This is a genomic window from Bacillus sp. BR3(2024) (genome assembly GCF_039134555.1).
GTDB lineage: Bacteria > Bacillota > Bacilli > Bacillales > Bacillaceae_G > Bacillus_A > Bacillus_A cereus.
On sequence record NZ_CP152433.1, the window covers coordinates 2,609,059 to 2,633,619 of the forward strand.

Consider the following 24,561-nt stretch of genomic DNA (forward strand, 5'->3'; position numbering starts at 1 on the left):
GCTCTTACTGCCCGGCAAATAGCGGGATGAATTTCAAAAAGAATCTTACACACATCTTAGAATTATTCAAAACTGTATTATTAATTAAATTCAAAAGAAATGGGGCTAACTTTATGAGTGAAAAGATATTTAAAATAAACGGTATTGATATATGTACAGAAAGCTTCGGTAACTCTAATGATCCCGCTATTTTATTAATTATGGGAGCTACTTGTTCAATGATATATTGGGATGAAGAATTTTGTGAACAGTTGGCGAACACAGGAAAATTTGTTATTCGCTTTGATAATCGCGATGTTGGACGCTCTGTTACATATGAACCTGGCACTTCAAATTATTCAGTAACAGATATGGCTGAAGATGCAATCGGGGTATTAGACGCTTATCATATTGATAAAGCCCATCTTTTTGGTATGTCATTAGGTGGTATGATTGCTCAAATTGCCGCTGTAAAACATCCCGAAAGAATTTTGACGCTAACTTTACTAGCGACTAGTGTAATAGGATCTGATAATAATACTCGCGATTTACCCCCAATGGATGAAAGGATTTTAACACATCATGTAAATGGCACAAGTATAGATTGGACAAATAAAAATGATGTGACAGAGTATTTAGTTTCAGGATCCCGTCTATTATGTGGATCAGAACGAATATTTGATGAAAATAGAGTTTATACACAAGTAAAACAAGAAATAGAACGCGCAAACAATTTATTAAGTATGTTTAATCACGCTTTACTTCAAGGTGATGATGCATATGAAGGTGTACTTCACTCCATACAAGCACCAACATTGGTTATTCACGGAACAGACGATACAGCACTCCCATTTGAACATGGCCTCGCACTAATTGATGAAATTCCAAACTCAGTACTATTAACTCTTAAAGGGGCAGGCCATGAAAACCATCCAGATGACTGGGAAAACATAATTAACGCTGTTTCTAAACATACATCTAAAATTTAGATAAATAACTAATGGAAGGGGGCACAAATTGTGCCCCCTTCTAGTTACAAACAAAAACCCATCACTGTATTCGTATGTATAGTGATGGGGACTTTTTATATTTTTCTATGTTTAAAAAAATGGACAATCTAATTGATCAACAGATTCCCATAATTTTTTTTTTGCATTTTCGGTGGATGTATTTGTGTCTAGTGTCATGTTTTTAAAAGGGTTTACTTCGACTTTTAATAAGGATGAAGGCTCCACATATAATGAGAAAACATGGCTGCTTGGTAAAGCTTTTGAAACGTCAATATCTCCAACTTGTTTAAATAGTTGCTGCGCAGCAAAAAAGAAGAAATTAGTTGGATTTGATTGTTTATTCAGCCACGCAAGCATTTCAGGTGATACCGATTTATGAATATTGATTTTTACTCGATCACCACGTTTATATCGCCTAGATCGCATACTTCCACCAACTAACTTATCGTTAAGTTTGTAAATCCTAACTCTTTTTGCTTATGCTCTCTATATTTTGGCGAACAAGTATAAACTAATAATCCTCGTGCATTTGTAAATAACGGATTATCTACAAAGATTACATTTTTGAGTCGTCCTTTTTGCTTTAAAATCATTTTTAAACTGTTTTTAATAATTACTGCACCCCCGCCATAAATAAACACGTATGGATCGTCTTTCATATCATCAATTTTATTTATAATATCTGTTGCAACACGTGCTGCTAAACCTAATAGCGCTGGCTGTGATTCCTCAACTAATAAGGTATTTCTCGGATGCTTATCATTTAAATAAATTTGATTGAATTCTGTAATACTATCAATCGTTTTAGTTGGATACTTCCGGTTCCATCTCGTAATGATTTGTAGTAACGTCTCTTTTACACCATAAGATAAACCTTTACTTAGTTGCGGACGGAAATTCACCCCTAATGAAACGACTTCTTCTGTCGTCCCTGCACCAATATCAAAAGAGAGTAGAGTTTTATCTACAAAATCAATTTCAGAAACTTGATTTTGCTCACATTCTATTTTATGTTTCACAACATTTCCTTCTTCATCGTATACAATGCCCCACGTACCAGAAGCGCCCTCAGGCAGGCATTTACAATACTCAATTGAAACATTAATTGTCACATCGCGTCCGTTCGGATAATGGAAAATAACCTTATGATTTCCCATATAACGTTTTGCATTTTCAGCAGCTATTTCTTGTGTAATAAGCTGCATAGGAAGAGCGACAGATAAATCATAACGAATATTAATATGGCTAGAAGTTGGACTTTGACGCATAGCGCTTACCGCCAAACCTGATAGTATTGTAATAACCATTAACTCATCCGTTGACTTATTCGATTTCTTCTCTACCTCAGTACCTTTTAATTGATCTTGAATAACTTTTTCTCCAACGATGTATCGTACATTATTTAGCATTAACGATGGCGAACTTATAGTCACATCAATGTGGTTTTCTAATTCAGATAATGAAACATCTACCTCATCTAAGAGTCCTGTAGGCTCACCTATATATAAAGAATAAATACTCGGAATAAAAATAGGGTCTTGCCCTTTCACCATTAACTTCAAACCGTTGTTTCCTGCATCTGCACCAGCTTTTAAAAGTATAGACATAACTACCCCCTAAATTAATCTGACATCCCTTCCAAATATATGCGAGCCCATTCTTTTACATTCAAATGTATTGTAATTTTTTATTTATCATAAAAACAAAATATTGCATACTTACATATTGTGTGTAAAAAGTATTTGACATGACACTTTTCCAATTTTATACTTATATTTGTAAAGAGTTTTTTACAATCGAGGGGGCAATTATTTATTGAATACTAAAAAAACTATTTTTATAATCATTGTTTTAGCATTAATTGCAATACTAGTACATGGCACATATAAATACATAACTGAAGGTTCTATTTTAGGTGGTACGATTTTTGCTATTTCGTTAATACTTAGTAATTTAATTAATCACATTACTTGGGGAGATCCCCACGGTGTGTCAGAAGAAAGTCAAGATGAGATGGGACAACAAATTACATATAAAAGCTTTAAAATTGCGTATTTTGTGCTTGTAGTTGTAATGTTCCTTTTATTAATCTTCTCCGAAGGATTTTCTATGGGGGCTAATTTAGATGGAGTAAAAAACCTCCCCCTGTTCATCGCAATTTGCTCTTCATTCTTTATTTATCCTATTGTCGAACTCATAGTTGCAAAACAATATAAGTAAAAAGATGAGGTTTTCTACATGTAGAAAACCTCATCTTTTTATATTTACATACTCTCTACAATTGCTTTTAATTTATTCACAGTCCGCCAATTCCTAACTGTAGCTGGTGTATTTAACTTCTGAAACTGGTTCATTAATTTAGAATTTCGAATGCTATTTTTGAAAAATAAATAAACGACCTTCTCATCTATATAGCAATCTTCAAGTTCACTTTTAAATGTAAGCAATTGACTACTCTCTTCTTCAGAAAGTACATTAGCTAAAAAAGCAATATGAACACTTTCTCCTTCTAACAATGAATGAACTTCATATGGACATTGTTTAATAATATTTATAAATTCATCATGTGTTCTTAGCATGACTGGAACATCGAAATCAAATTCTTTTTTTATTTCAGATTGTATTTGGTCCTTTAGAAAGTTTATACCTTCCTCAGATTCGAACACAATATTACCACTTTGTATATATGTTTTCACTTGTTTTAACCCTATTGATTCAAACACTCGTTTTAAATCAGCCATTTTGATTACTTTATGGCCACCGACATTGATTCCTCTTAGTAATGCAATATAAAGTGTCATATTATCCCCCCCCACAGTAAAATGAACTTATCAATTGAATCGGTTTTCCCACTCATATTTCTCGGATATTTGTTTTAATTCTTCTAACATATCATGAATAGATAATACCTCAAATAAAATAATAGATTCACTTGAAAAATGGTGATGATAATGATTTGGTTTATAATCTTTTAAATCATTTTTATAACTCCAAAATTGCTTGTCTAATTCAGCAATAAGTTTGAAATGTTCCTCATCAATTTCATTACAACGGTTTCTCAATATAGCAATTATAGAATGAATTGTTCGTTGTAATATTTCTCTTTCACTTTGTGACCAGTCACAAGTCTCAATTGATACCCGAGCTAAATTATCTATATGGTAAATGATTTGCTGTAATATATGAAGTTGCTTCTGCATCGTTAAAAAGCTTCTCATTTCCTTCTTTGTATGTTGATGATATTTCCAATCTTTCTGCTCATATTGAACAAATTGTATCGCCTTATGCAATAATAAAGTCAATTTAGATAAATCCTGAGCAGTCTCCTTTTTCACACCTTTTCCTGCAACTAATGCAGGAATCCATTCTTCCATAATATTTGCTGTTTTAGCAAATAGATCCTCTGTACATCCAAAAATCATTTTCGTGTAGTGGGGTGGAAAAATGAAAAAATTCACTAAAGTAGATACTATAATACCAGTAGATGTAGTAGCTAAACGAATTAAAAATGCAGTAAAATAATGATTTGCCGTAATTGGAATCATTGCTACGGCAGTTAAAGTTGCAACTAAAGTTCCCGCATGTAACCTTAGTTTTTGACATGTAACGATCGTAAACATTGCAGCTAATGCATAAGAAATTGCTTGGTGGCCTAGGAAAAATGTGAAAGTCATGGCATATGCCGATCCAATTGTTGAGGCCGGAAAGCGAATAAGTCCTTTTTTTATTGAGTCTGTTGCAGTTGGTTCAATTGTAATAATTGCTGTTATTACAGCAAAAATAGTTGGGATGTTAAAAAAATCACAAACTAACACTGTAAGAAAAACTGCAATCCCAGTTTTAATCACTCTTCGTCCAACGATATTCCATTTTCTATCTTGATTCATTTTTTATATCCTTCATTCCTGTTTCATTTTATATACATATATTATATATTGTTAAAATAAAAAAACCTACTACTTGAATATTCAAGAGTAAGTTTTCTATCTCATTATTTCATTATAGGTAAATGCATTATTATTTGTTGGCCAATTGGTCCCATTCTTCTAAAACCTTTATCTTGGAAACCAACTTTTGCATATAAATTTTGTGCAGGAATATTTCTTTCATTCACAGCAAGTACAACTTCATTTTTTATTGGAAAATAACGTTTTACAAACTCTTCTAATAATAACAATGACTTTTTAGCGAATCCTTTTCTTTGTCTATTGTGATTAATAGAAAATGACGTTAAAAGTAAAGCATCCTCATTATCTGTGAACTCCTTTACTCTATCTTCCGTTTCCAATGCGAAAAGACCCACCGGTACCCCATTGTGATCTAAAATAACAATCACATTTTTTGTATAATCACTTTTTGCTTTCTCCAGTAATGCGCTTGGATCTGATGTAAACTGAACTTGTTCACTTGGTAAAGTAAATGTTTGTATAACTTCTTTATATTTCTCCTTATACGGAGCTAATTGAATTTCCCCTGTGTGTATGTTCATGCTAAACTCTCCCATTTTTTAGCTTATTAACTTATACCTTGCTGTGCTTTTGAATGCACTCTTCCATCTAAAAAGGTAATTTCAACAAATGAATTTGGATCGTTCCCTTTCCAAGCAAAAATTTGTTTAATTTGTGTAGAATGCTCTACCCCTTCTTCTATAAGTAAATCTCCTTCAAAACCAATTAAATCTTTCACTTCTGTATAAGTCATTCCTTCATTTATACTCGAGAAATGATTTATATTGATAGACTCTTTCTGTTGCCTTTCCATCACAGTAGAAGAAGTTGCTGTTTGGTTTTTCACTTCTTTTCTCTGTTCACACGCTGTCATACTGAAACCTAAGCATAAACTAAACAATATACATGCGCTTTTTTTCATCATAACAGTTGTCCCTCCCATGATAATTAAACCATATATTCCCTTAAAAATAAACTGAATATTTAATATTATATTTAAAAACCTCGTACAATTAAGTACGAGGCTAATTTCATTTATTCAAATGATTATTTGATTGATCATCCTGTTCTTTTCTTAACTCTTGTTCTTCATCTTTTGGTAATTGTTTATCATTATCTTTAATTGGATTCGTTTCTCTATTTTCTATCATATCATTTGGAACTTGTGGCATTACTCGGCCCACAATAGCGGCTAATTCATCTAGTATACCTTCACCTGTTTTTCCTTTTTTAATTTGCTTTCCGATTTGTTTGAGGCGTTCATACGTATCAACATCTGCTACAACGACTGCATTAGCACCGTCAGGGTCATTTTTTAAACTTTCTGCAACAGAGTATTTAATTGATTCAACTCGAGTTCGATCAAGTTTTGCTTTTACATCAATACCTACAATAGCATATTTTCCAACAACGACCGCTGTTGCATCATTCACACCTGGCACACTTGCTGCTAAAGATGCTAAATGATCTGCTGCTTTTTCATTTGGCTTATTTGATTTATTCGTATAATTAACATTTTTCATTGAAACATTTTTTTGTTCCGGCTTTTCGTTTGGATTGTCTTTTTTTCCAATACTGCATCCAGTTATAACGAAGCAAAGCATCAATATATATATTAGAGTTTTCATTATTTTCACCACTTCACTATTAAGGTTTAATCATAAATTTTTTCAACAGCTTGCATTTTCTTTACCTTTTCCTCGGCCCCGCTATTAGCATTAATGAATATTTGGTACGTATCTTTTCCTAAAGTGCCTACAAATTCATAGCAAAGCACTTCATTATGCAAATCATTGACTACTAAAGCTTTACGTTCTTCCATGACTTTTACATCCGGATTGATTTTCTTTCTTGCTTCTGCTGCAGTTAGCTTTGCCGATGGAACTGTTCGCTTTTGATGTGACGCTAAGTATTCTTTTGCGGAGAACCCAACGATAGAACCATCATCTAAAGCAATTTTCATTTGGATTGCTTCTGGATAAATTCGTACTCCATTTTCATTTACTACATACGTAAATACACCAACATTATCATATTGAGAGCTATCATAAAGCTCCATATTATTAAACTTATGTTCCTTTAAAAATTTTAAACCTTTACTACCTGCATCGTTTAAACTAACTTTCTGTTCTTTAATTTCGCGGTTATTCATAACCCAAATTGGATATCCGCCTTTTCCGGTAATATCCATATAGAACTCATTGTTCGTTGCTTCATCTTTAATTTTCACACTATAGAAGGATTCTTTCGCACCTTTTCCACTTTTCTCTACATCTACTTTTTCATTTCCTTTTAAATTCAAAAACGATTTGGCAATTTTCGCCGCTTCATCTTTAGAAATTGCCTTTCCTTCCGCTTCAAATCCGCCTTTTTTATTTTTTTGCGCACTTGTAAAGGTCGGTCCGAAGTTTGTAGAAGAATATGATGTTACGTTTTTCTCTACAGTTTTCAATCCATCAATAATTGTGTTATCTGCTGGATCGCGATTTGATGCAAGTGCCATTTCTACATCCATCCAGCGTAAATTATTTTTCAAAACAAGATGTTGTACTTTTCTTAGTTCATCTTGTATATTTCCTGCATTTGAATATAAAGTTTGTAGCGTTTTATATTCTTGCTCATTTAACGGCTCTTTTTCTAAATCACGAATGGCTGCACGGTAACTGAAATCACCGATATTCGCTAAAAATTCTTCCGTTTTATTAAATGGCATTAATGTTAAAGGTAGTTGTCCTACATCTGAGCGAGCTTCAGATGTTAAACGCCATACATCCGCTAATGCAGGTGATAAAGATGATCGTGAATTCATCGCAAGTGTTGTGCCAATTTTATCGTGTAATAAATCGACTTCGTATGCTAAATCATGGAATGCACGTTGATAGCTATTTTCCGCTCGAATTAAAACCGCATTTTTCTCTTGGTGCTCTTTATAGCCCCAATAGCCTGTTCCTACTACACCGACTGTTAATAATACAATGATAATACCTCGTAACATTGTCCCACCTCCGCTCTATTTACAGAAAATATGTTTACCGATTTTTTTAATTTGTGGACGAGTCCAAATCCATTTACTAGTCGCAGTATCTGGATTGAAATAATATAAAGCATTTCCTGTTGGATCCCATCCGTTAATCGCATCTAAAACTGCTTTTTTTGCTGTTTCATTTGGTGTTAAATATATTTGTCCATCGGCTACCGCTGTAAATGCTCTAGGTTCAAAGATTACACCTGAAACAGTATTTGGGAATGACGCACTTGTAACACGGTTCAAAATAACAGCAGCTACTGCAACTTGTCCTAAATACGGTTCACCACGTGATTCTCCGTATACTGCGTTTGCCATCAGCTGAATATCATTTTGAGAATAACCGTTCGGAACATTTGTCCCTTTATTTTGAGGTGGTTTATTCTCTTGTGCAGTGCCACCACTATTTCCTTTATTCGTTGTCGTTCCTTTATTAGCAGTTGATTTGTCATACTTCGTTGCCTTCACGAGCATTTGCTTCGTTTTAGCTCCAGCTAAACCATCAACGGGTAATCCAAATTTCTCCTGAAAATTCCGAAGTGCCCAATATGTACCCCATCCGAAAACACCATCTACTTTTCCCGTATAAAATCCGTTATATTTTAAACGAGATTGCAGTTCAATGACATCTTCGCCCGATGCTCCTCTTTGAATGACTTGATTAGAAAATGCTTCTACATTCTTTAGTTGTATACTACTGACCATTAAAGACAGTCCTATGAACGCAAGTAAAACCGCTATTTTAAACATAGCTTTTTGGCGCATAATTTTCCCTCCTTAATTATGTAAATGATTTCTTGGTTATGTTTTGTAAAAGCCTCGCTTTTATGTAAAGAAGACAAAAAATCCAAACTAATATCGTAGAAAGAAAATGTAAACAATATAAAAAAAGGATAAAAGGAGTTCATCATGAAGAATTTGTTAAAGCGTGTCGCACTCGTCCTTCTGTTCCTAACAACATGTTCAAATGTATATACAGGCTCATCAATTGTTCAGGCGCAGCCGCCGTATGCAAAATGGGGTAAGCTTGCTGTAGAGAAAACGAAAGAACAGTACCCAAAAGCAGAGATTATTGATTACCTTCATATAGGTAGAAAACCAAAAACCGTTCAAATAACAGTTGAAAAATTCAAATTGTGGCTACGTGAAGACGGAAAAGAATATGGTGTTTTTGTTGATGTGGAATTTGAAACGAAGACGGAGAAATTTATTAAAATGTCGTTTCAGAAGACGAGTAGATAAAATGAAAGAAACCCGGCTATTTAGATTCATAACAGCCGGGTTTCTTTCATTTCTAAAATTCTTTTCTAAAATATCGATTCCCTAAAAATCTTACCAATATACAAATAGTGCCAATTACAACTGCTATCCCTATACTGTATAAAAGTACTCTACCATATCCACCTATTCTCGGATCTAAAAATGGATAAGGATACCAATTCACGATTGGACCACGAATTAAGCTATATACAACGTAAAAAAACGGGAATAAGAGCCAACTTGAAGCTTGTTTCCAAGCGATTTTCTTATTTGGTGGATTTAATATCCAATCTAAAAGCATAGCAATTGGCATGATATAATGTAACACCGTATTTACCCATGGTATTGCCGTTTGAAGTGATTCTTCTAACCCTCTTAATAATAAAAAATAAATGAGTCCAGTCGTAAGTATGTATACCGTTGCTGCACCACGAAGTATACTAAACTGTTCTGAGCGACCAAATGTAGCTGTTCCGATACTGCTTAAAAGGAGAATACATGCAACTAAAATGTTACTTTCGATCGTAAAGAAACTAAAAAAGTTAACTGGATTAAACGGTTTCACTTGTGCCCTAATTATGAATTGCGTAATAATGGCGCTACATACTAGAAGACTTAAACAGAATCTAAATAAAGATAAAATTTTTTCATCCTTCATACATTCCCTCCTTTTCTTATATATAATTAGAATTTCCCTGTACATGCTCAATAAATAATTTTAACGGAACGAGCCCACGTTTTGGCATATGACTACTTATAATAGCTACTATTTCTAACTGAGGAATGATAACGATGTATTGTCCGCCGTATCCCATAGCGAAATATATACAATACGGTATGTGAAATCTTTCGTTATGTAATACCCACCAGTGATATCCATATGCGCCGACATGTTCATATGTTTCAAATTGCGCCCTACTTGATTCTTCTAACCATTTCGCTGATACAATTTCTTTTTCATTCCAATATCCATTTTGCAAACATAATTTTCCTAATTTTAATAAATCGGTAGATTTCATTTTCATACCGAAGCCACCTACATATATACCCTGCGGATCTTGTTGCCACTCGTATTCGTTAATTTTTAATGGATCAAATAAATATTTCTTTGCAAACCGCTCTGTCGACATTCCAGTAGCTTCTTGAATAATATAGCTCAGTAAATGAGAAGAACCTGAATTATAATTCATTTTTGTAGCAGGTTCTTCAATTATTGGCTTTTCTAATATGTACTGTACCCAGTTCTCTGATTCTACAAAGTCATTTGGGAATACTACTCCATTCCCAAACTCTTTCCAGTCCTCACCAGTAGTCATTGTTAATAAGTGATATAGCGTTAAATCATGTTTTTCCCCAGGTACATTTTCAATCCACTCTGTAATTGATGTATGTATATCATTTATATAGCCCTTATCAATTGCAATACCAATTAATAAAGATACGATACTTTTTGTAATCGAATTTATTTTATATAAGTTATTTGCACATTCGGGTGTTTTATAATACTCCGTTGTTAATTCCCCTTTTTGATAAACAAGAAATGTATTCACTTTTTTCTTTTCGAATTTATTTTCTAGTTGCTTGAAATCCAAAAACTTTACCTCCATTTAAATAGTTACTCCATTTATTATATCTTGTTCCTTCATTTTAAACATAATTGTGCTCAAATAAAAATAAACCTGTCAGCCATAATGAACTGACAGGTTTATTTTTATAATTTCGTACGAACATTCCAAAGCTCTGGGAAGAATTGTTGATCAAGTACTCGCTTTAAATAAGAAACACCGGAGGATCCACCTGTACCCATTTTATGTCCAATAATTCTTTCTACTGTTTTCATATGACGGAAACGCCATTGTTGTAGCCAGTCTTCAATATCAATCAATTTTTCAGCAAGCTGATATAAATTCCAATATTTTTTCACATCCGCATACACTTCCAACCATGCTGCTTCTACTGTTGCATCTTCTTCATAAGGCTGCGTAATATCACGGTTTAACACATCTTTATGAATAGGGAATCCTTCTTTTACTAATGCTTGAATCGCGACATCATATAGACTTGGTGCATGTAGCGCTTTATGAAGTCGTGCATGTAATTCTGGATCCTTTTCATAAATTTTTAATGCGTGTGGCGTTTTATAGCCAAGTGCATACTCAATCATACGATATTGATACGATTGAAAACCTGAAGCTTGACCGAGTGAATCACGAAACTCAATATATTCTGATGGTGTTAATGTCGCAAGAATATCCCAAGATTGAATAATTTGAGACTGAATTTTTGATACACGTGCTAACATTTTAAAAGCTGGTTGTAATTTATCTTGTTTAATAGATTCAATCGCCGCATTTAGCTCATGTAAAATGAGCTTCATCCAAAGCTCACTTGCTTGGTGAATAACGATAAATAACATTTCATCATGATGGTCCGATAATCTTTTTTGAGAAGATAGTAAACTATCTAATTGTAAATACTCCCCATACGTCATATTCTCTTTAAAATCCGTATGAATCCCTTTTTCCATAATTACTTTTTCATTTTCTTTCATATTAGCCAAACGCCCCTTTTATATGATTCTACTTATATTGGTCTAATAACGGCTCGAACTGGACTTCCATCTGCATCAGTTAATGCAAGTGGTAATGCAATAAGTTCATAATCACCGTCTGCTACATGATCTAGTACGACATTTTCTAAAATATGAATTCCATGTTTAAATAATTGATGATGCGCTGCTAATTCTTTATCATCTAGCGGATCAACTGATGGTACATCTACTCCGATTAAACGAATACCTTTCTCTGAAAGAAACGACGCTATGTCTGCACGTAAATGAGGGATCACCTCTGGAAATTCTTCAGCTTTTCCATGTGAAGATGTACGTAATAATAATCGTTCTACACCTTCTAAATGAAAGCTTTCTAATTCCTTTTTCCCGATGCTTTCAAGATTAGAAACGTCAATAATCCGTGCTGGGCCAACATAAACTTGAACATCTAAATCCAATACTTTCTTTCCATCATTATCAAAATGAAATGGTGCATCAATATGAGTGCCTGTATGAATACTCATCGTTAACTTTCCGACATTTACTGAGCCACTTTCTTCTTTTGACCATGAAACTTCATACGAGAACGGTGTGTCTCCTGGCCACGTTGCAATATTATTATTTAGCGGTTGTGAAATATCAATCCACTCTGATGTTTTCATATTTATGCCACAACCTCTCGCTTATTTTCAAACTGCTTATACTCTTCATTTTTCATAATTTTCTTTAATATTTGTACAGATTTCCACACTTCTTCGTATGTGTTATATAAAGCGACCGGCGCCAGTCTCACCCCATTTGGCGCTCTAAAATCTGGAATTACTCCATTTGCTTTTAGTGCTTTACATATACGTGCTGCTTCTGCATGCTCTAAATAAATGTGCCCGCCTCGTTTTTCATCCTCTAATGGATTTCCAATTGTAAATTCGAAATCTTTTAATTCATGTCCAATTAAATTCAGCATGTATCTCGTAATATGTAAAGATTTTTCACGTAAACGTTCAATACCAGCATCTTTGAAAATTTCAAGTGAACCAATTAATGGTGCTGTACTTAAAACGTGCGGCGTACCAATTTGATAAGCACCTGCATGATCAGCAGCTGTTAATGTATGCTCCATATCAAACTGCTTATCTTTTCTAGAACTAAACCATCCAGACAACCCTGGTAGTCTATTAAAATGTTTATTATTCACATAAATTCCTGCAACGCCACCCGGTCCTGCATTTAAATATTTATAATTGCACCAAACAGCAAAATCGACATCCCAATCTTTGAAATGATGCGGAATAGATCCTATTGAATGGCATAAATCAAATCCGATATGAATGCCGCGTTTATGAGCTTCCGTTGTTAAACGTTTCATATCCAGAATTTGACCACTTCTATATAAAACAGAAGGTAATAAAATTAAAGCGATATCATCTTCCATCGCATAAATAATATCTTCTTCAGAAAGTGTTCTACCATCTCGGCTTTTCACTCTTACTAAATGCTCCTCTGGATCTAATCCTTTTAAACGAATTTGACTTTGAAGTGCATAAATATCTGATGGGAAAGTTAATTCATCCGCAAGTATTTTTGTACGTATTCCTTTTGGTTCGTAAAACGTCGCAATAACTTGATGTATATTTGTAGTTGTAGAACCGGTTACAATAGTTTCTTCCGGTAAAGCACCAATAAGAGGGGCTGTAAGTTTACCTAATTTCTCTGAAAGGAAAAACCACGGGTGCTCACCTTCTGTCCAGCCGTCAATGCCATACTCTTTCCACGAATCTAGCAACGTAAGTAATGATTTCTCTGCTCTTTTTGAAAGTAGCCCTAATGAGTTTCCATCTAAATATATAGTACCTTCTTTTTTATAGAATTCAGTTTGAAAATCTTTCAGTTCATCATGTTTATCACATTCAAGCGCATACTCATAAGTTGGTTGAAATGGTTCTTTATACATGGTGTCACCTTCTCTTAATTTTCTTTTTATTCTAACTAATTGAAATATATCACCTTAATTGATACAACGTCAATGATATTATGTCAGTTGACTTTATATATGAACTTCTTTTACAATACAGTTATATTTTCAGATATTTCAGTATAAAGAGGTGATTCTTTGAAAAACTCTACTCTTTCATCAAGAAAACACCGCTCCTTAGAAACGAAGAAGAAACTATTACACTCTGGTTACACTATTTTTATAAATAATGGATTTCAAAAAACGACAATTACACAAATTATTAAACATGCAGAAACTGGTTATGGAACAGCATATGTATACTTCAAAAACAAAGATGATCTCCTAATTAGTTTAATGGAAGATGTTATGAATCAATTTTATAATATTGCTGAGCGCTCTTTTTCTCCACAAACAAAAGAGGAAGCACGTATAATGATCCAAAATCAAGTTAGAGCATTCCTGCAATTAGCAGATGCAGAACGCGCTATTTTGCAAGTTGTAGAGGAAGCGATAGGATTATCAAGAGAAATACGGCAAAAATGGGATGAGATTCGGGAACGTTTTATAACAAGTATTAAACAGGATATTACTTACTCTCAAGAAAGTAGATTAGCACAACCTAATTTAAATAAAGAGATTGTAGCACGCGGTTGGTTCGCGATGAATGAATCGTTTCTTTGGACTATTACGCAAAATGATAAAAAGATTAACTTAGAGGAAATTGTGTATACGTTAACGGAGATGTATACAACCGGGTTATATAAATAGCACACCTTCAATAAGTAAGGTGTGTTATTTTACATCTATAAAAATATATTATCTGGGTATGGTAGCGCTAAAGTAGGCTTTTCAGAAAATGAGAAATATTGTAGTTTTAAAGATTCACCATCTATCGATTTCAGTTTTCCACTAGTAATTTCACATTCAAACACAACAACAATATATTCTACTTGATCGCCATTCGGATATATATGGCGGAACCTTTCCCCTCCAAATACCCCTTTTTGTTTTTTTACTCGTACTTTCAATCCTGTTTCTTCCCATACTTCCCGAATTACTGCTTCTTCTGGAGTTTCCCCAGGTTCAATTGCTCCAGCCGGCAAACTCCAATATTCTCCGCCAGGATATTGAAATAAGATTTCTCCCTGCTCGTTTTTAATAACTGCAGCTACACTTGGCATGAATATTAGTTCATAGCCTAATTGCTCACGGATTTTTTTATAATATAGCGACATCGACATATAATTCTCTCCCACCCCAATAATAAACAACTGTATTTTCTGACACCTATTGTATAATAATACCAATAGCAATTTCTATATAGAAAGGATAAGAAAATGACCCCAGTACAACTAGTAAATAGCTTTCTATCATTTTTAGGTACGACAAAACAGCCTACTAGCTTAAAGTTTTTAAATGAGCTTATTAAAGCTCATCAAGAAAAAATAAAATGGGAAACCCTTACTAAAATAATTGACTGGGAAAAGGGTAATGAAACAGGTAATTATTTTCCTTCCATTGAGACATACATAAACCGTATTACAACAAAAGGTCTCGGGGGTACTTGTTGGACGCACTCAATTGGATTCCATTGGTTATTATCAAATCTTGGTTTTAATATTCATTATATGTATATGGATCCCGGACATTTATGCTTACGGGTTAACTTAGACCAACCTTATTATGTTGATGTTGGTTATTGTGCACCTTTATTCCAAGCTTACCCACTTTATGAATCATTTCAAGTAAGTAATGTAAGAGAAACTTTCACTTATGAAGTCTCAAATAATAGGATTAAAATTGCTAGAAATCCAGGTCCAGCAAAAATCTTACATACAGATCCAATACATTTATCAAGTATGAAAGAATTCGTTAAAAAGTCTAACGATTGGCATACATCTCCTGTATTAAAGAAAATTCAGATTTCCGGTTATATCGATGGTATTCCAACTTCTATTAATGATAATGTTTTAAAACGATATTTCCAAGGTAAGAAAAGAGAACAAATCATTACATCTTCTGAACTTAATTATTGGATAACAGAAAGATTTTGTGTTGATAAAGAAATATATGAAAGAGCTATTGAGATTTTCAATGAAAAATCTTCAAACAGTAAAAGCGTTACTCATGAGATTGAGTAACGCTTTTACCTTAATATATTTTAATATTAATCTTCTTTATGATAAGCAGCTTCTATACATTCTGCTAGACGTTCCATTTGTTCCATAGTTAAACCTCGTGAAATCCAACCTGTTAACTTATACATCATTTTATAATAAAAATTACTAGGTTCATATTCTGAAATTAATGTTAGTGCTGTACCTTCCTCATCTTCTTCTAACATATAAGTCATTGCTGAATATCCTTGCTTCATTTCACTACCAAGTGAAATAATATGCGGTGTATCGTATTCAAGAATTTCTACTTCTGCCTCGAATATTTTCTTACCGACTTTTTGAACAGTAATATATTTATCTCCTACACGTGGATTCTCTTTATCCATATTTGAAGGATAGCGATTTTCTATTATAAACGTATTCCATTCTTTTATTTTTTCATCTTCTATTATATAGTCACATACAATATCCATTGGTGCTTTTATTACTATTTCAATTGCAAAACTCATTATACTGCCCCTCTCAAATACCCTATCCATTTCTATTTAACTAAATCATTATGCCATATTTTATATAGTGAAATACAAGTGGAATTTTAACTTTTATTGCGAGAATGTTTTTCGTAATAAGAAAATCATGAATAAATAATTTAAATACTTATTCATGCAAAATGTTTTACTAACAATACAACAATTAAATATAATGCAACGAGTAGTCAAGCGATGTCCATACTTTTATTTTCTTTTTTTAAAAAATTTTGCACTCCTAAACTAACTAACATAATCCCTATAAGCGTTTGTAAAATTAGCATACTCTGTTCCGAAACAGCATTCCAACTATAAATGGAATACCCCATTACAATAATTGCAAGTACAATCGTTAAGATCCTATTCATATGAAAATCCTTCCTATAAAAAAAGAAGCCACTAAGTTTCCTTAGTGGTTTTATTAACAATTTATATTTAGTAAAATTACTTTTTATGAGTTTGATATAAGTCAAAAGAATTTCCTGTCCAATATAACTACGTATGTTAGCCCACTTCTTCTTTATCCAGTCTACTTACAATTCCAACTATAAATTTATATTCAACCCTCCTCTTCTTATCTTTCTTAAACCCCTCTTTCGTATCAAAAATAAAACAAGTTTTCCGAAACCAAATACGTATGTATAAAGACTCAAAATAAATAGGTTTTATAATTCCTCGTTCTTCAAATTCAGTTCCATCTTTATTTTCAGTTTCCGTTCGAACGAACCACCTATTCCCGATTCCAATTTCAATGTACTTCACACACTAACCCCCATTAGGAAATTTCCCTTCTAACAATTCTATTATTTCCCCGGTAAGCGCACATTCCGACAGAACATGAGCCCACAAAGAAAAAGTAGATTACAAAAATCTACTTTATAACTTATATTTTTGCATTCGTTTATAAAATGTACTACGGGGTACATCTAATAGTTTTGCAGCTAATGAAACATTTCCGTTTGTCTTTTGTAATGCTTCAATCATGCTATCACGCTGTATTTTTTCGCGAAAATTCAATGTATGTTCGGTTTTATTTTCAACTTGTAACTCAAGTTGTTGTTGATTTCCCATCATTGTTTGTATCAAAAAAGCGACTTGTTTTTCGCATATTTCCCGTCCTTGCGACAAAATGTAAATGCGTTCTAATGCATTTACTAGTTCTCGAATATTTCCGGGCCATGTATGTTGTAAAAATTGATTACAAATACTCTTCGGAAATACAACATTCCAATTCTTCCGTTCGCAAAAGTGTTGTATAAAATATGGAATATCCTCTTTTCTTTCTATTAACGATGGAACATATAGTGGATAAACATGTAAACGATAATATAAATCTTGACGGAATTTCCCTTCTTCTACTAACCTTAGTAAATCTTTATGTGTGGCAGTAATAATACGAATATTTACTGGTACCTCTTTTGAACTTCCTATTGGAGTTATTGTGCGTTCTTGTAAAACACGCAATAAGGCTACTTGCATCTCTGGTGGTACTTCACCAATTTCATCTAAAAATAATGTTCCTCCATTCGCTTGTTCAAATTTCCCTTTATACCCTTGACGTCGCGCACCTGTAAACGCACCTTCAGCATAACCGAACAATTCACTTTCCATTAATTCTTTAGGCAAAGAACCACAATTAACAGCTATAAAGGGCCCGTCTTTTCTTGGACTATTTTCATGAATCGCTCTCGCGACATATTCCTTTCCTACTCCTGTCTCACCACATACATACACACTAGCATCAGTCGGTGAAACAAGCTTAATTTCTTCTAGTGTGTGTTGAAATGCTTTGCTTGTCCCGGTAACTCCTGGAAAAGTAATTCCTTTTATAAATGTGAAAGCAGAATATGTATTCATTTGTTTGTTTTCCTTTAAATACATACATTTCCCGATCATTCTTTCATTACTATATACCGGTATCTCTAATTTAGTTTCCAATCCATGGTGCACTAAATCTTCAAGTTTCATTCTTGACCAATTAGTTACTCGTTCCCGAACGCTCTTACTCGCAGAAACGATAACATCACGATGATTACAAATAACTACTTGTTCATCACTATCAATGACATCTAAAAAACGATGGATTAAGTGTAATTCATTTTGATGAACTCTTATGCTACATTCACGTTCAATCGCATGTGCAATTGAAGTTACCATACCGAGCATATATGGATGTGAAAATTCAATTGGACAGGAGAAATCTAGAATACCAATTAATTTCCCGTCATCGTTATGAATGGGAGCAGCCGCACAACTCCAGCTATGAGATGCCACGGAGTAATGTTCAGTACCACTTATCATAATAGCTTCTTCAATTTCTAGCGCTGTTCCTATTGCGTTTGTCCCCACAGCTGCTTCCGTCCATTTTACACCTTCAATAAAATTAATATGTTTCGCTCGCTTTAACGTTTGTTTATTTCCACTTAAGGATAGAACATAACCATCTGGATCGATTAATAATGCCATCATTTGTAGTTCATCAATGGTTTTTCTCAAATTTTGTATTTGGGGTAATGCTATATCAAGGAAAATTTCACTCTTTTTCTTTTGTTCTCGAAAAATATTAGAAGACAAAACTTTCTGACCTTTATTCATGTGAGGATTAACATTAGCCTGTTTACATCGATGCCACGATTCTGAAATTCTTTGATTTATGCGATTTGAATCAAGAACACCTTCATTAACAAACTTTTTCCATGCATGTAAGTAAAACGGTGAAGCTAACATTGTATCATCTCCCTTTTAATTGTTTTGGAGATTTATAAAACATACTTTTATTATAAAACTGAATAAAAGCGTTTTCAATACAACTAGCAATACGACACAAATATGTTAATAATTTGAATATCCTAATGCACTTCTTTATTCTTTTTTAGTAGCACTATATTTTGTATAATGGACGCAAACAAAATACATAACCAAAACCACTTTTGTGGATTACCATTTATAAAGAAAACAATCACGGCTATTGCAAATAAAATAGCGGATGCTAAACTAAAATATAATTTTGTTTTAATTTCTATTATCCCTCACCCCTCTGTTACTTTACAGTACATACTAACTCTTCATTTTTCATCTCTACTATGTACTCCTGTAAAACATATTCTTTCCCGCCATGGTTTTCATACCATTCATGTATTCTTTTAATATGCCTCTCGTCACTTCTAATTTTCGATTCTATTTCATTATACTGTTCATAACTATCATATTCCCATATGGCAAATACTTCATACGTACCATTCTTATTATCTTTCATCCAGCGTCCTATTAGCCTAGAACCATGCTTTAATTGATTAGGTAAGTTCGTATTATTGAAATGATCATTAAATACTTCTATAAATTCATTTTTCACTACATAGTACTTCCTTCTGTAAAACATACTTCTTCACCTCTTTCATGAAAAGTATTAGTAAATCTTCCCATCACTACCGTATTATAATACTTTCCATCCGATAGTCTTTTGTCATTTTTCAAAATGCCTTCTACTTCAAAACCTAATTTTTTATAAAGATGAATAGCTTTCTCGTTTGTCTCTAATACTTGTAAAGATATTTTATTCACTGCATTTTCGTCAGCCCATTTAATAGATTGTTGTAATAGGCTCTTCCCCATTCTATATCCCCAAAACTCTTTTAAAATGCAAACGCCAAACTCCACTTTATGAGATAATCTCTTAAAATTTGATCCTTCACATCTTGAAAATCCAACAATTCGATTGTGCACTTCTACAACTAAAAAGAGATTCTTCGTTTCTTCACTATCTGTTTTTATTATTTTTTGAAACCCTAGGTCATCTATAAATCCCTCTCCAGCATCTCTATCCATATTTTCAGTTTCTCCATCAATCTGAACTCTAATTTTCGATAACTGCTCAGCATCTTTCTCAGCTGCAGAACGAATTGTATAAGTTAATCCATTTATATAAAACTCTTGCTCTTTTACAATCATGTCAAACTCCTTTCAAATGAATATAATGGCGCTATTACAACTTGTTTACCTTGTTTCTCAAAGTCCTGAACAGTTTCTTTACTAGCCTCTTCGTCAGTTATAATAATGTCAATTTCTTTTAGAGACTCTCCTCTTATAAAACAATCTATTCCAAGTTTATTATGCGGAACTAAACAAATATTTCTTCTAGCAATTTCACTTACTCTTTTACTAAAATAAGCAACTTCAGGTGTTGCAGTACTAATACCTTGTAATGAAATGCCTCCACCTGTAGAGAAATAAAGATCAATAGAAAATCTACTTATCAATTCAGAGGCAAATGTATCAGTAATATTCCCTGAAGGTTTTACTTTTCCGCCAATTAAATACGTATCAATATTCTTATATTCTCGTAGATAACCAGCTATTTCTATAGAATTCGTAATAACCGTAAATGATACTTCTGGTAAATATTTCAGCATCGCATTATGAACGGAAGCCCCACCAATAAAAATTGAATCACCTTCTTGTATATAAGATACCGCAACTCTTGCAATTGTGTCCTCATATATTGAGCTATCACTATAACGTTTAGCTGGTTCCGCAGCTAAATTTCTCACTCGCGTAAGTTCAATTGCACCTCCGTGCGTTCTTTTTAATAAACCATCCTTTTCCATAATAGACAAATCTCTTCTTATAGAATCAATAGACATATCAAATCTTTCCGCAAGATCCTTTGCGATTACTCTTCCATCTGTATTAAGTAGTTCTAAAATTTTCTCTCGACGTTCTTCAGTAAACATGTTATCACCACCGTTATTGAAGATTCAGAAACTTAAACTTTATTTTAATTATATGCATGCCTCTTCCGTTTTACAATATTTTCAATTCTTATTTATTCCGTTTTATACAGTCTTCTCCCTCTTTCTATCCTGTTAACTTGACAACCAAATAAATATATATCTGTATATTACGCAAAAATACTTTTATTCACCTTCCTATTTATGTAAAATTATTCCTATATTTTACTTTTTAACACAGAAAGGGATTACTATGAAATCATTAATCAAAACGACATGTACAGCATTATTATTTACTGGAATATTGACAGGATGTAATAGCAATACTACATCAAAACAAGAAAAGAGCGCTCTCGAAAAGAATGCAATGCACTATGGAGAAATAGTTAAAAATGAATACTATAGAGCGACAGTTGAGAATGCAAAGTTTGAAAAAATAGACAAAGAGCGGCGCCTTACTACTCGTGTTATGATTAATAATGTTCGAGACGATGGACAAACTATTGATCTTTCGGAAATAAAATATTTCATACAAGATGAAAAAACTGGTCAGAAATATGAAGGTGAAGCTCATCCGATAGATGACGAGCACTATAAAAATGTTCCACACGAATTCTCTTTAACTACTGACATTGTGTTTGAACTGAAAACTTCACCAAAAGATTTAAATAATATGTATTTATACATAGATAGCAAAGCAGCGCCGTTAACAGATACATATTGGAAGCTTGATAATTTAGTATCTAAATAGAAAGACCAGTCTTACATGACTGGTCTTTTACATTCATACATTTAACTTTCATTAACACTTATATTCATTTTCTAATAACAACTTGAATAACATCAGCTAAACCAGTGTGCCCTTTCCCTTCAATTCGCTCTTGTTCGCCATTAAAGAAATGAATTACCTTATGTTCTTCACACCAAGTAAGGATATCAATTGGATCATACAGCATATCAACATCTTTTGGTCCACCAGTACTATAGTTTATTTGTTTTTTTGAGTAAACTTCAAACATAATTAAACCACCAGGCTTTATCGTTTGTATCATTTTACCTAATATCATTTTTTTATAATCATCATGAAAATGTCCAAATACCATAATTGCTGCATCATATTCATTTTCTGGCAAACTATCCGCTAATAAATCTACTTTTTTTGTATGCACGTTTACGTTATGCTTCTCTGCCAATTTTTTTGTCTTCTCTAATCCATCTTCCGAATAATCAATAGCTATTACTTCGTTCCCTTGTCTTGCTAGAAATACAGCATTTCTACCTTCTCCCTCCGCGAAAGCTATTACTTTATTGTGATTTGCTAAACGAAATGCTTGTTCTTTAATAAATGTATTAGGTTCTTCCCCGTAAAAATATTCATCTGATTTATATCGATCATTCCAAAATTTAGTCATCATCTTCTCTCCTTCTTCATATCATTTTCTAACTACAATTAAAGATATCAAAGAGTCTTTTTATCCTTAATTAATTTAAAAATAAAAGCAGATTAAAAATCCACTTTTATTTTTTTCGCAAGATCTACGATTTTTTGATTTCGTAACTCTTCTTCCATTTTCTCTTCTGCTGCAAGCATTACTTCATTAATTAAACATCCAGGTTTGTCATGTAAACAACATTCAAACAATGATGTTTTACCTTCAATTGCATGTATAATATCTAAAAATGAAATATCTTCCCAATTCTTACTAAGCGAGTAACCGCCCTTTGGACCAGATGATGAATGTATCATCCCTTCCTTCGTCAACTTAGTTAGTATTTTAGACAAGTACGTTGGTGAAACATTTTGCATTTCTGCTAATTGGTGAACACTAACTAACTTATTTGGTGTAGCCTTTGCCAGAAAAAGCATTGTATGAAGAGCATAATTTGTAGCTTTAGAATATTTCATAGTACAGCCCCTATTGTAGACTTCATATATCTACAATAACTTTATTTTTTTATTATGTCAAACGTTTGTAATGCTCCATAAAAAATTATTTCTTCACAAGTAATACATCTGTCGCACAAATCGTCACTTCTCTAAATGGACAGTCGAATAAAACACCTAGTTCAAAACCATCTTCAGTAAGAGCTATTTCATGATATAACCACCAAGCATTTTCAAAGTTTTCCGGCATAGAACACTTTGTTACTCCTATAAAGGTTACTTCAAATTTATCAAATTCACTAAAAGTACCACTGCAATCTAATACGATAGACAAAGTATCTTCTGACTTTCTCTTTACTACTTTAATTACACTGTCGTGTAATGATGTCTTGTGTAACTGAACGACATTTGACGGAAGTTTTTTCTCAATGGAATTAAAATATTCTACGTATGATTGATCTAATTGTGCCACTCTTTTCTCATAATCTGTTGACCACTTTCGCATACGTTTTTTCAGTTCACCTGATGGGTATTCTGAATTAGTTGTGATGTTTTGTATAATTGAGTATATCGATTCAGGAAGGAACTTTAATAAATCTATTTTCCTTTTCTCAATTTCCTCCTTTAAACTTTCTATATCCATTTCCGACCATTCTTTTATAGAATCTATAAAACTTACAAATTCTAAAACTTGCATTTCTTTATACCAATCTCTTGTAAAATATTTCAATGACACCTCTCCTAAAACATCTTTACATCCAGTAAAAACAATATATCCACTTATTATATCATTCCAATAACCATTCTTTCTAAAGAAAAAATGTAAAACTGTAAATATTCCGCCTATTATTTCTAAAACTTCAGAATGTTTATAAAATTATAAAATTAGAATACATTTTAGCTGTACAAGATTCACCTGTACAAAAATTCAAACAAAAAGGGATGGTTATATGTTGAAGAAATTAGTAGCAGGGACATTAGTAGCGGGTTTTGCACTAACTGGAGGACTAGGTGCGGTAAGTGCTGAAGAAAAAAGTAACACAATTAAGTCATTTGATTATTTAAAAGTGGATGAACAAAATGTTAATTCATTTGCAAAATTAAGTGAGCAGGATAAGAAAGATATCCAAATTACTATGGTATTACCAGAGCAAAATGAAAATGGAGATTGGCTAGCTTATGGTTTTACTAGCCGTGAAACATTAGATGCGTATATTGAAAAGGATAAAAAAGCAATTAAAAATAAAATTAATCCTTTAGGTAGCGGTGCTGGTAGTACTGATTTTTATGAACATAAAGATAAAGGTGGACAATATATTTACTGGAGTAGCGGCTTTAAAAACTTACCATCTAGCTGGAATGACAGAATTTCTTCTGTAAGTACAGCGTCACCTTCTGCAAGTTATTCAACTACACTTTGGGAGCACACTTCAACACAAGGATATGGAAAAGGCGTTTTATTTAAACATGCTGATTGGTACGGTAAAACTGCTAATTTAGCTGCTGATTGGAACGATATTACTTCAGCGATTGAAATTAAATAGTAATAAGATATTTAATTTCTTCTATAAAAATTCAA

32 protein-coding genes are annotated in these 24,561 nt (G+C 33.0%); 7 read left to right on the plus strand and 25 right to left on the minus strand.

The window, feature by feature from the left end; translation table 11 throughout:
• Window positions 1-113: 113 nt before the first annotated feature.
• Window positions 114-968 carry an alpha/beta hydrolase gene (locus V7S45_RS13430; RefSeq protein ID WP_342761902.1) on the plus strand — a complete coding sequence of 285 codons (855 nt, stop codon included), beginning with the start codon at window positions 114-116 and terminating at the stop codon, window positions 966-968.
• Between the two features lie 111 nt (window positions 969-1,079).
• Here V7S45_RS13430 and V7S45_RS13435 read toward each other — a convergent pair whose 3' ends face one another.
• Together V7S45_RS13435 and V7S45_RS13440 are read right to left on the minus strand one after the other, a co-directional pair.
• Window positions 1,080-1,415, minus strand: a complete 336-nt coding sequence (locus tag V7S45_RS13435; protein WP_001257760.1) for a hypothetical protein — start codon at window positions 1,413-1,415, stop codon at window positions 1,080-1,082.
• 11 nt (window positions 1,416-1,426) lie between these two features.
• The gene (locus V7S45_RS13440; protein WP_000025622.1) at window positions 1,427-2,596 is read right to left on the minus strand and encodes a ParM/StbA family protein; all 1,170 of its coding nucleotides are present in this window, start codon (window positions 2,594-2,596) and stop codon (window positions 1,427-1,429) included.
• A 208-nt stretch (window positions 2,597-2,804) separates the two neighbouring features.
• On the opposite strand from V7S45_RS13440, the gene V7S45_RS13445 reads away from it, so the two are divergent.
• On the plus strand, window positions 2,805-3,209 hold the full coding sequence (locus V7S45_RS13445) for a hypothetical protein (protein WP_001093141.1): 405 nt from the start codon (window positions 2,805-2,807) through the stop codon (window positions 3,207-3,209).
• Between the two features lie 44 nt (window positions 3,210-3,253).
• Here V7S45_RS13445 and V7S45_RS13450 read toward each other — a convergent pair whose 3' ends face one another.
• From V7S45_RS13450 to sleB, 7 genes are all read right to left on the minus strand, one after another.
• Window positions 3,254-3,790: a DUF1697 domain-containing protein gene (locus V7S45_RS13450; RefSeq protein ID WP_088344307.1), complete on the minus strand. Its 537-nt coding sequence runs from the start codon at window positions 3,788-3,790 to the stop codon at window positions 3,254-3,256.
• A gap of 30 nt (window positions 3,791-3,820) precedes the next feature.
• Window positions 3,821-4,876 carry an aromatic acid exporter family protein gene (locus tag V7S45_RS13455; RefSeq protein ID WP_025688723.1) on the minus strand — a complete coding sequence of 352 codons (1,056 nt, stop codon included), beginning with the start codon at window positions 4,874-4,876 and terminating at the stop codon, window positions 3,821-3,823.
• Between the two features lie 104 nt (window positions 4,877-4,980).
• Complete coding sequence (locus tag V7S45_RS13460) at window positions 4,981-5,493, minus strand: GNAT family N-acetyltransferase (protein ID WP_342761903.1); 513 nt, start codon at window positions 5,491-5,493, stop codon at window positions 4,981-4,983.
• Between the two features lie 11 nt (window positions 5,494-5,504).
• Window positions 5,505-5,861 (minus strand): hypothetical protein, encoded by a 357-nt coding sequence (locus V7S45_RS13465; protein WP_000976446.1) that lies wholly within the window; start codon window positions 5,859-5,861, stop codon window positions 5,505-5,507.
• Between the two features lie 106 nt (window positions 5,862-5,967).
• The gene (locus V7S45_RS13470; protein ID WP_000854053.1) at window positions 5,968-6,564 is read right to left on the minus strand and encodes a YhcN/YlaJ family sporulation lipoprotein; all 597 of its coding nucleotides are present in this window, start codon (window positions 6,562-6,564) and stop codon (window positions 5,968-5,970) included.
• A gap of 26 nt (window positions 6,565-6,590) precedes the next feature.
• Entirely contained in the window at window positions 6,591-7,931 is a 1,341-nt protein-coding gene (gene ypeB, locus V7S45_RS13475; RefSeq protein ID WP_342761904.1) for a germination protein YpeB, read from the minus strand.
• Window positions 7,932-7,946: 15 nt separating this feature from the next.
• Window positions 7,947-8,726: a spore cortex-lytic enzyme gene (sleB, locus tag V7S45_RS13480; protein ID WP_001249063.1), complete on the minus strand. Its 780-nt coding sequence runs from the start codon at window positions 8,724-8,726 to the stop codon at window positions 7,947-7,949.
• 144 nt (window positions 8,727-8,870) lie between these two features.
• Between sleB and V7S45_RS13485 the strand changes: the two genes are divergently transcribed.
• A complete protein-coding gene (locus V7S45_RS13485) occupies window positions 8,871-9,203 on the plus strand; it encodes a DUF3889 domain-containing protein (protein ID WP_000793375.1) in 333 nt (110 codons plus the stop codon).
• A gap of 52 nt (window positions 9,204-9,255) precedes the next feature.
• On the opposite strand, the gene V7S45_RS13490 is transcribed toward V7S45_RS13485, so the two are convergent.
• The 5 genes from V7S45_RS13490 to kynU all read right to left on the minus strand — a co-directional run bounded on the left by V7S45_RS13490 (window position 9,256) and on the right by kynU (window position 13,723).
• Window positions 9,256-9,879, minus strand: a complete 624-nt coding sequence (locus V7S45_RS13490) for a Pr6Pr family membrane protein (RefSeq protein ID WP_259592221.1) — start codon at window positions 9,877-9,879, stop codon at window positions 9,256-9,258.
• A gap of 16 nt (window positions 9,880-9,895) precedes the next feature.
• On the minus strand, window positions 9,896-10,813 hold the full coding sequence (locus V7S45_RS13495) for a serine hydrolase (protein WP_259592219.1): 918 nt from the start codon (window positions 10,811-10,813) through the stop codon (window positions 9,896-9,898).
• Between the two features lie 119 nt (window positions 10,814-10,932).
• A complete protein-coding gene (kynA, locus tag V7S45_RS13500) occupies window positions 10,933-11,772 on the minus strand; it encodes a tryptophan 2,3-dioxygenase (RefSeq protein ID WP_000661957.1) in 840 nt (279 codons plus the stop codon).
• A 32-nt stretch (window positions 11,773-11,804) separates the two neighbouring features.
• Window positions 11,805-12,434, minus strand: a complete 630-nt coding sequence (gene kynB, locus V7S45_RS13505; protein WP_000858074.1) for an arylformamidase — start codon at window positions 12,432-12,434, stop codon at window positions 11,805-11,807.
• Window positions 12,435-12,436: 2 nt separating this feature from the next.
• Window positions 12,437-13,723, minus strand: coding sequence for a kynureninase (gene kynU / locus V7S45_RS13510; RefSeq protein WP_000276302.1), 1,287 nt, complete (start codon window positions 13,721-13,723; stop codon window positions 12,437-12,439).
• 159 nt (window positions 13,724-13,882) lie between these two features.
• Here kynU and V7S45_RS13515 point away from each other — a divergent pair, with 159 nt between their 5' ends.
• A complete protein-coding gene (locus V7S45_RS13515; protein ID WP_063245486.1) occupies window positions 13,883-14,494 on the plus strand; it encodes a TetR/AcrR family transcriptional regulator in 612 nt (203 codons plus the stop codon).
• A 35-nt stretch (window positions 14,495-14,529) separates the two neighbouring features.
• On the opposite strand, the gene V7S45_RS13520 is transcribed toward V7S45_RS13515, so the two are convergent.
• A complete protein-coding gene (locus V7S45_RS13520) occupies window positions 14,530-14,967 on the minus strand; it encodes an NUDIX domain-containing protein (protein ID WP_342761905.1) in 438 nt (145 codons plus the stop codon).
• Between the two features lie 96 nt (window positions 14,968-15,063).
• Between V7S45_RS13520 and V7S45_RS13525 the strand changes: the two genes are divergently transcribed.
• A complete protein-coding gene (locus V7S45_RS13525) occupies window positions 15,064-15,867 on the plus strand; it encodes a hypothetical protein (protein ID WP_342761906.1) in 804 nt (267 codons plus the stop codon).
• Between the two features lie 26 nt (window positions 15,868-15,893).
• Here V7S45_RS13525 and V7S45_RS13530 read toward each other — a convergent pair whose 3' ends face one another.
• The 7 genes from V7S45_RS13530 to V7S45_RS13560 all read right to left on the minus strand — a co-directional run bounded on the left by V7S45_RS13530 (window position 15,894) and on the right by V7S45_RS13560 (window position 21,100).
• Entirely contained in the window at window positions 15,894-16,352 is a 459-nt protein-coding gene (locus V7S45_RS13530; RefSeq protein WP_342761907.1) for an SRPBCC family protein, read from the minus strand.
• A gap of 206 nt (window positions 16,353-16,558) precedes the next feature.
• Complete coding sequence (locus tag V7S45_RS13535; protein WP_342761908.1) at window positions 16,559-16,738, minus strand: DUF3953 domain-containing protein; 180 nt, start codon at window positions 16,736-16,738, stop codon at window positions 16,559-16,561.
• Between the two features lie 136 nt (window positions 16,739-16,874).
• Window positions 16,875-17,132, minus strand: a complete 258-nt coding sequence (locus tag V7S45_RS13540) for a DUF3977 family protein (RefSeq protein ID WP_000873841.1) — start codon at window positions 17,130-17,132, stop codon at window positions 16,875-16,877.
• A 114-nt stretch (window positions 17,133-17,246) separates the two neighbouring features.
• Window positions 17,247-19,097: a sigma-54-dependent Fis family transcriptional regulator gene (locus tag V7S45_RS13545; protein ID WP_098679153.1), complete on the minus strand. Its 1,851-nt coding sequence runs from the start codon at window positions 19,095-19,097 to the stop codon at window positions 17,247-17,249.
• 313 nt (window positions 19,098-19,410) lie between these two features.
• The gene (locus V7S45_RS13550) at window positions 19,411-19,749 is read right to left on the minus strand and encodes an NIPSNAP family protein (RefSeq protein WP_025687589.1); all 339 of its coding nucleotides are present in this window, start codon (window positions 19,747-19,749) and stop codon (window positions 19,411-19,413) included.
• Window positions 19,722-20,318, minus strand: coding sequence for a GNAT family N-acetyltransferase (locus V7S45_RS13555; protein ID WP_025687590.1), 597 nt, complete (start codon window positions 20,316-20,318; stop codon window positions 19,722-19,724). Before V7S45_RS13555 ends, V7S45_RS13550 begins: the two co-directional genes overlap by 28 nt.
• Entirely contained in the window at window positions 20,315-21,100 is a 786-nt protein-coding gene (locus tag V7S45_RS13560; protein ID WP_342761909.1) for a DeoR/GlpR family DNA-binding transcription regulator, read from the minus strand. The genes V7S45_RS13555 and V7S45_RS13560 overlap by 4 nt, the downstream gene beginning before the upstream one ends.
• Before the next feature lie 250 nt (window positions 21,101-21,350).
• Here V7S45_RS13560 and V7S45_RS13565 point away from each other — a divergent pair, with 250 nt between their 5' ends.
• Window positions 21,351-21,848 (plus strand): hypothetical protein, encoded by a 498-nt coding sequence (locus V7S45_RS13565; protein ID WP_000838468.1) that lies wholly within the window; start codon window positions 21,351-21,353, stop codon window positions 21,846-21,848.
• Window positions 21,849-21,912: 64 nt separating this feature from the next.
• Here the strand turns inward: V7S45_RS13565 and V7S45_RS13570 are convergent, their stop codons facing one another.
• The 3 genes from V7S45_RS13570 to V7S45_RS13580 form a co-directional block, all read right to left on the minus strand.
• A complete protein-coding gene (locus tag V7S45_RS13570; protein ID WP_025687591.1) occupies window positions 21,913-22,512 on the minus strand; it encodes a class I SAM-dependent methyltransferase in 600 nt (199 codons plus the stop codon).
• Window positions 22,513-22,601: 89 nt separating this feature from the next.
• Window positions 22,602-23,003 (minus strand): Rrf2 family transcriptional regulator, encoded by a 402-nt coding sequence (locus V7S45_RS13575; RefSeq protein ID WP_000877650.1) that lies wholly within the window; start codon window positions 23,001-23,003, stop codon window positions 22,602-22,604.
• An 85-nt stretch (window positions 23,004-23,088) separates the two neighbouring features.
• Entirely contained in the window at window positions 23,089-23,712 is a 624-nt protein-coding gene (locus V7S45_RS13580) for a DUF4085 domain-containing protein (protein ID WP_025687592.1), read from the minus strand.
• Window positions 23,713-23,932: 220 nt separating this feature from the next.
• On the opposite strand from V7S45_RS13580, the gene V7S45_RS13585 reads away from it, so the two are divergent.
• Window positions 23,933-24,526 (plus strand): hypothetical protein, encoded by a 594-nt coding sequence (locus V7S45_RS13585; protein ID WP_000914443.1) that lies wholly within the window; start codon window positions 23,933-23,935, stop codon window positions 24,524-24,526.
• The last annotated feature ends 35 nt before the right edge of the window (window positions 24,527-24,561 follow it).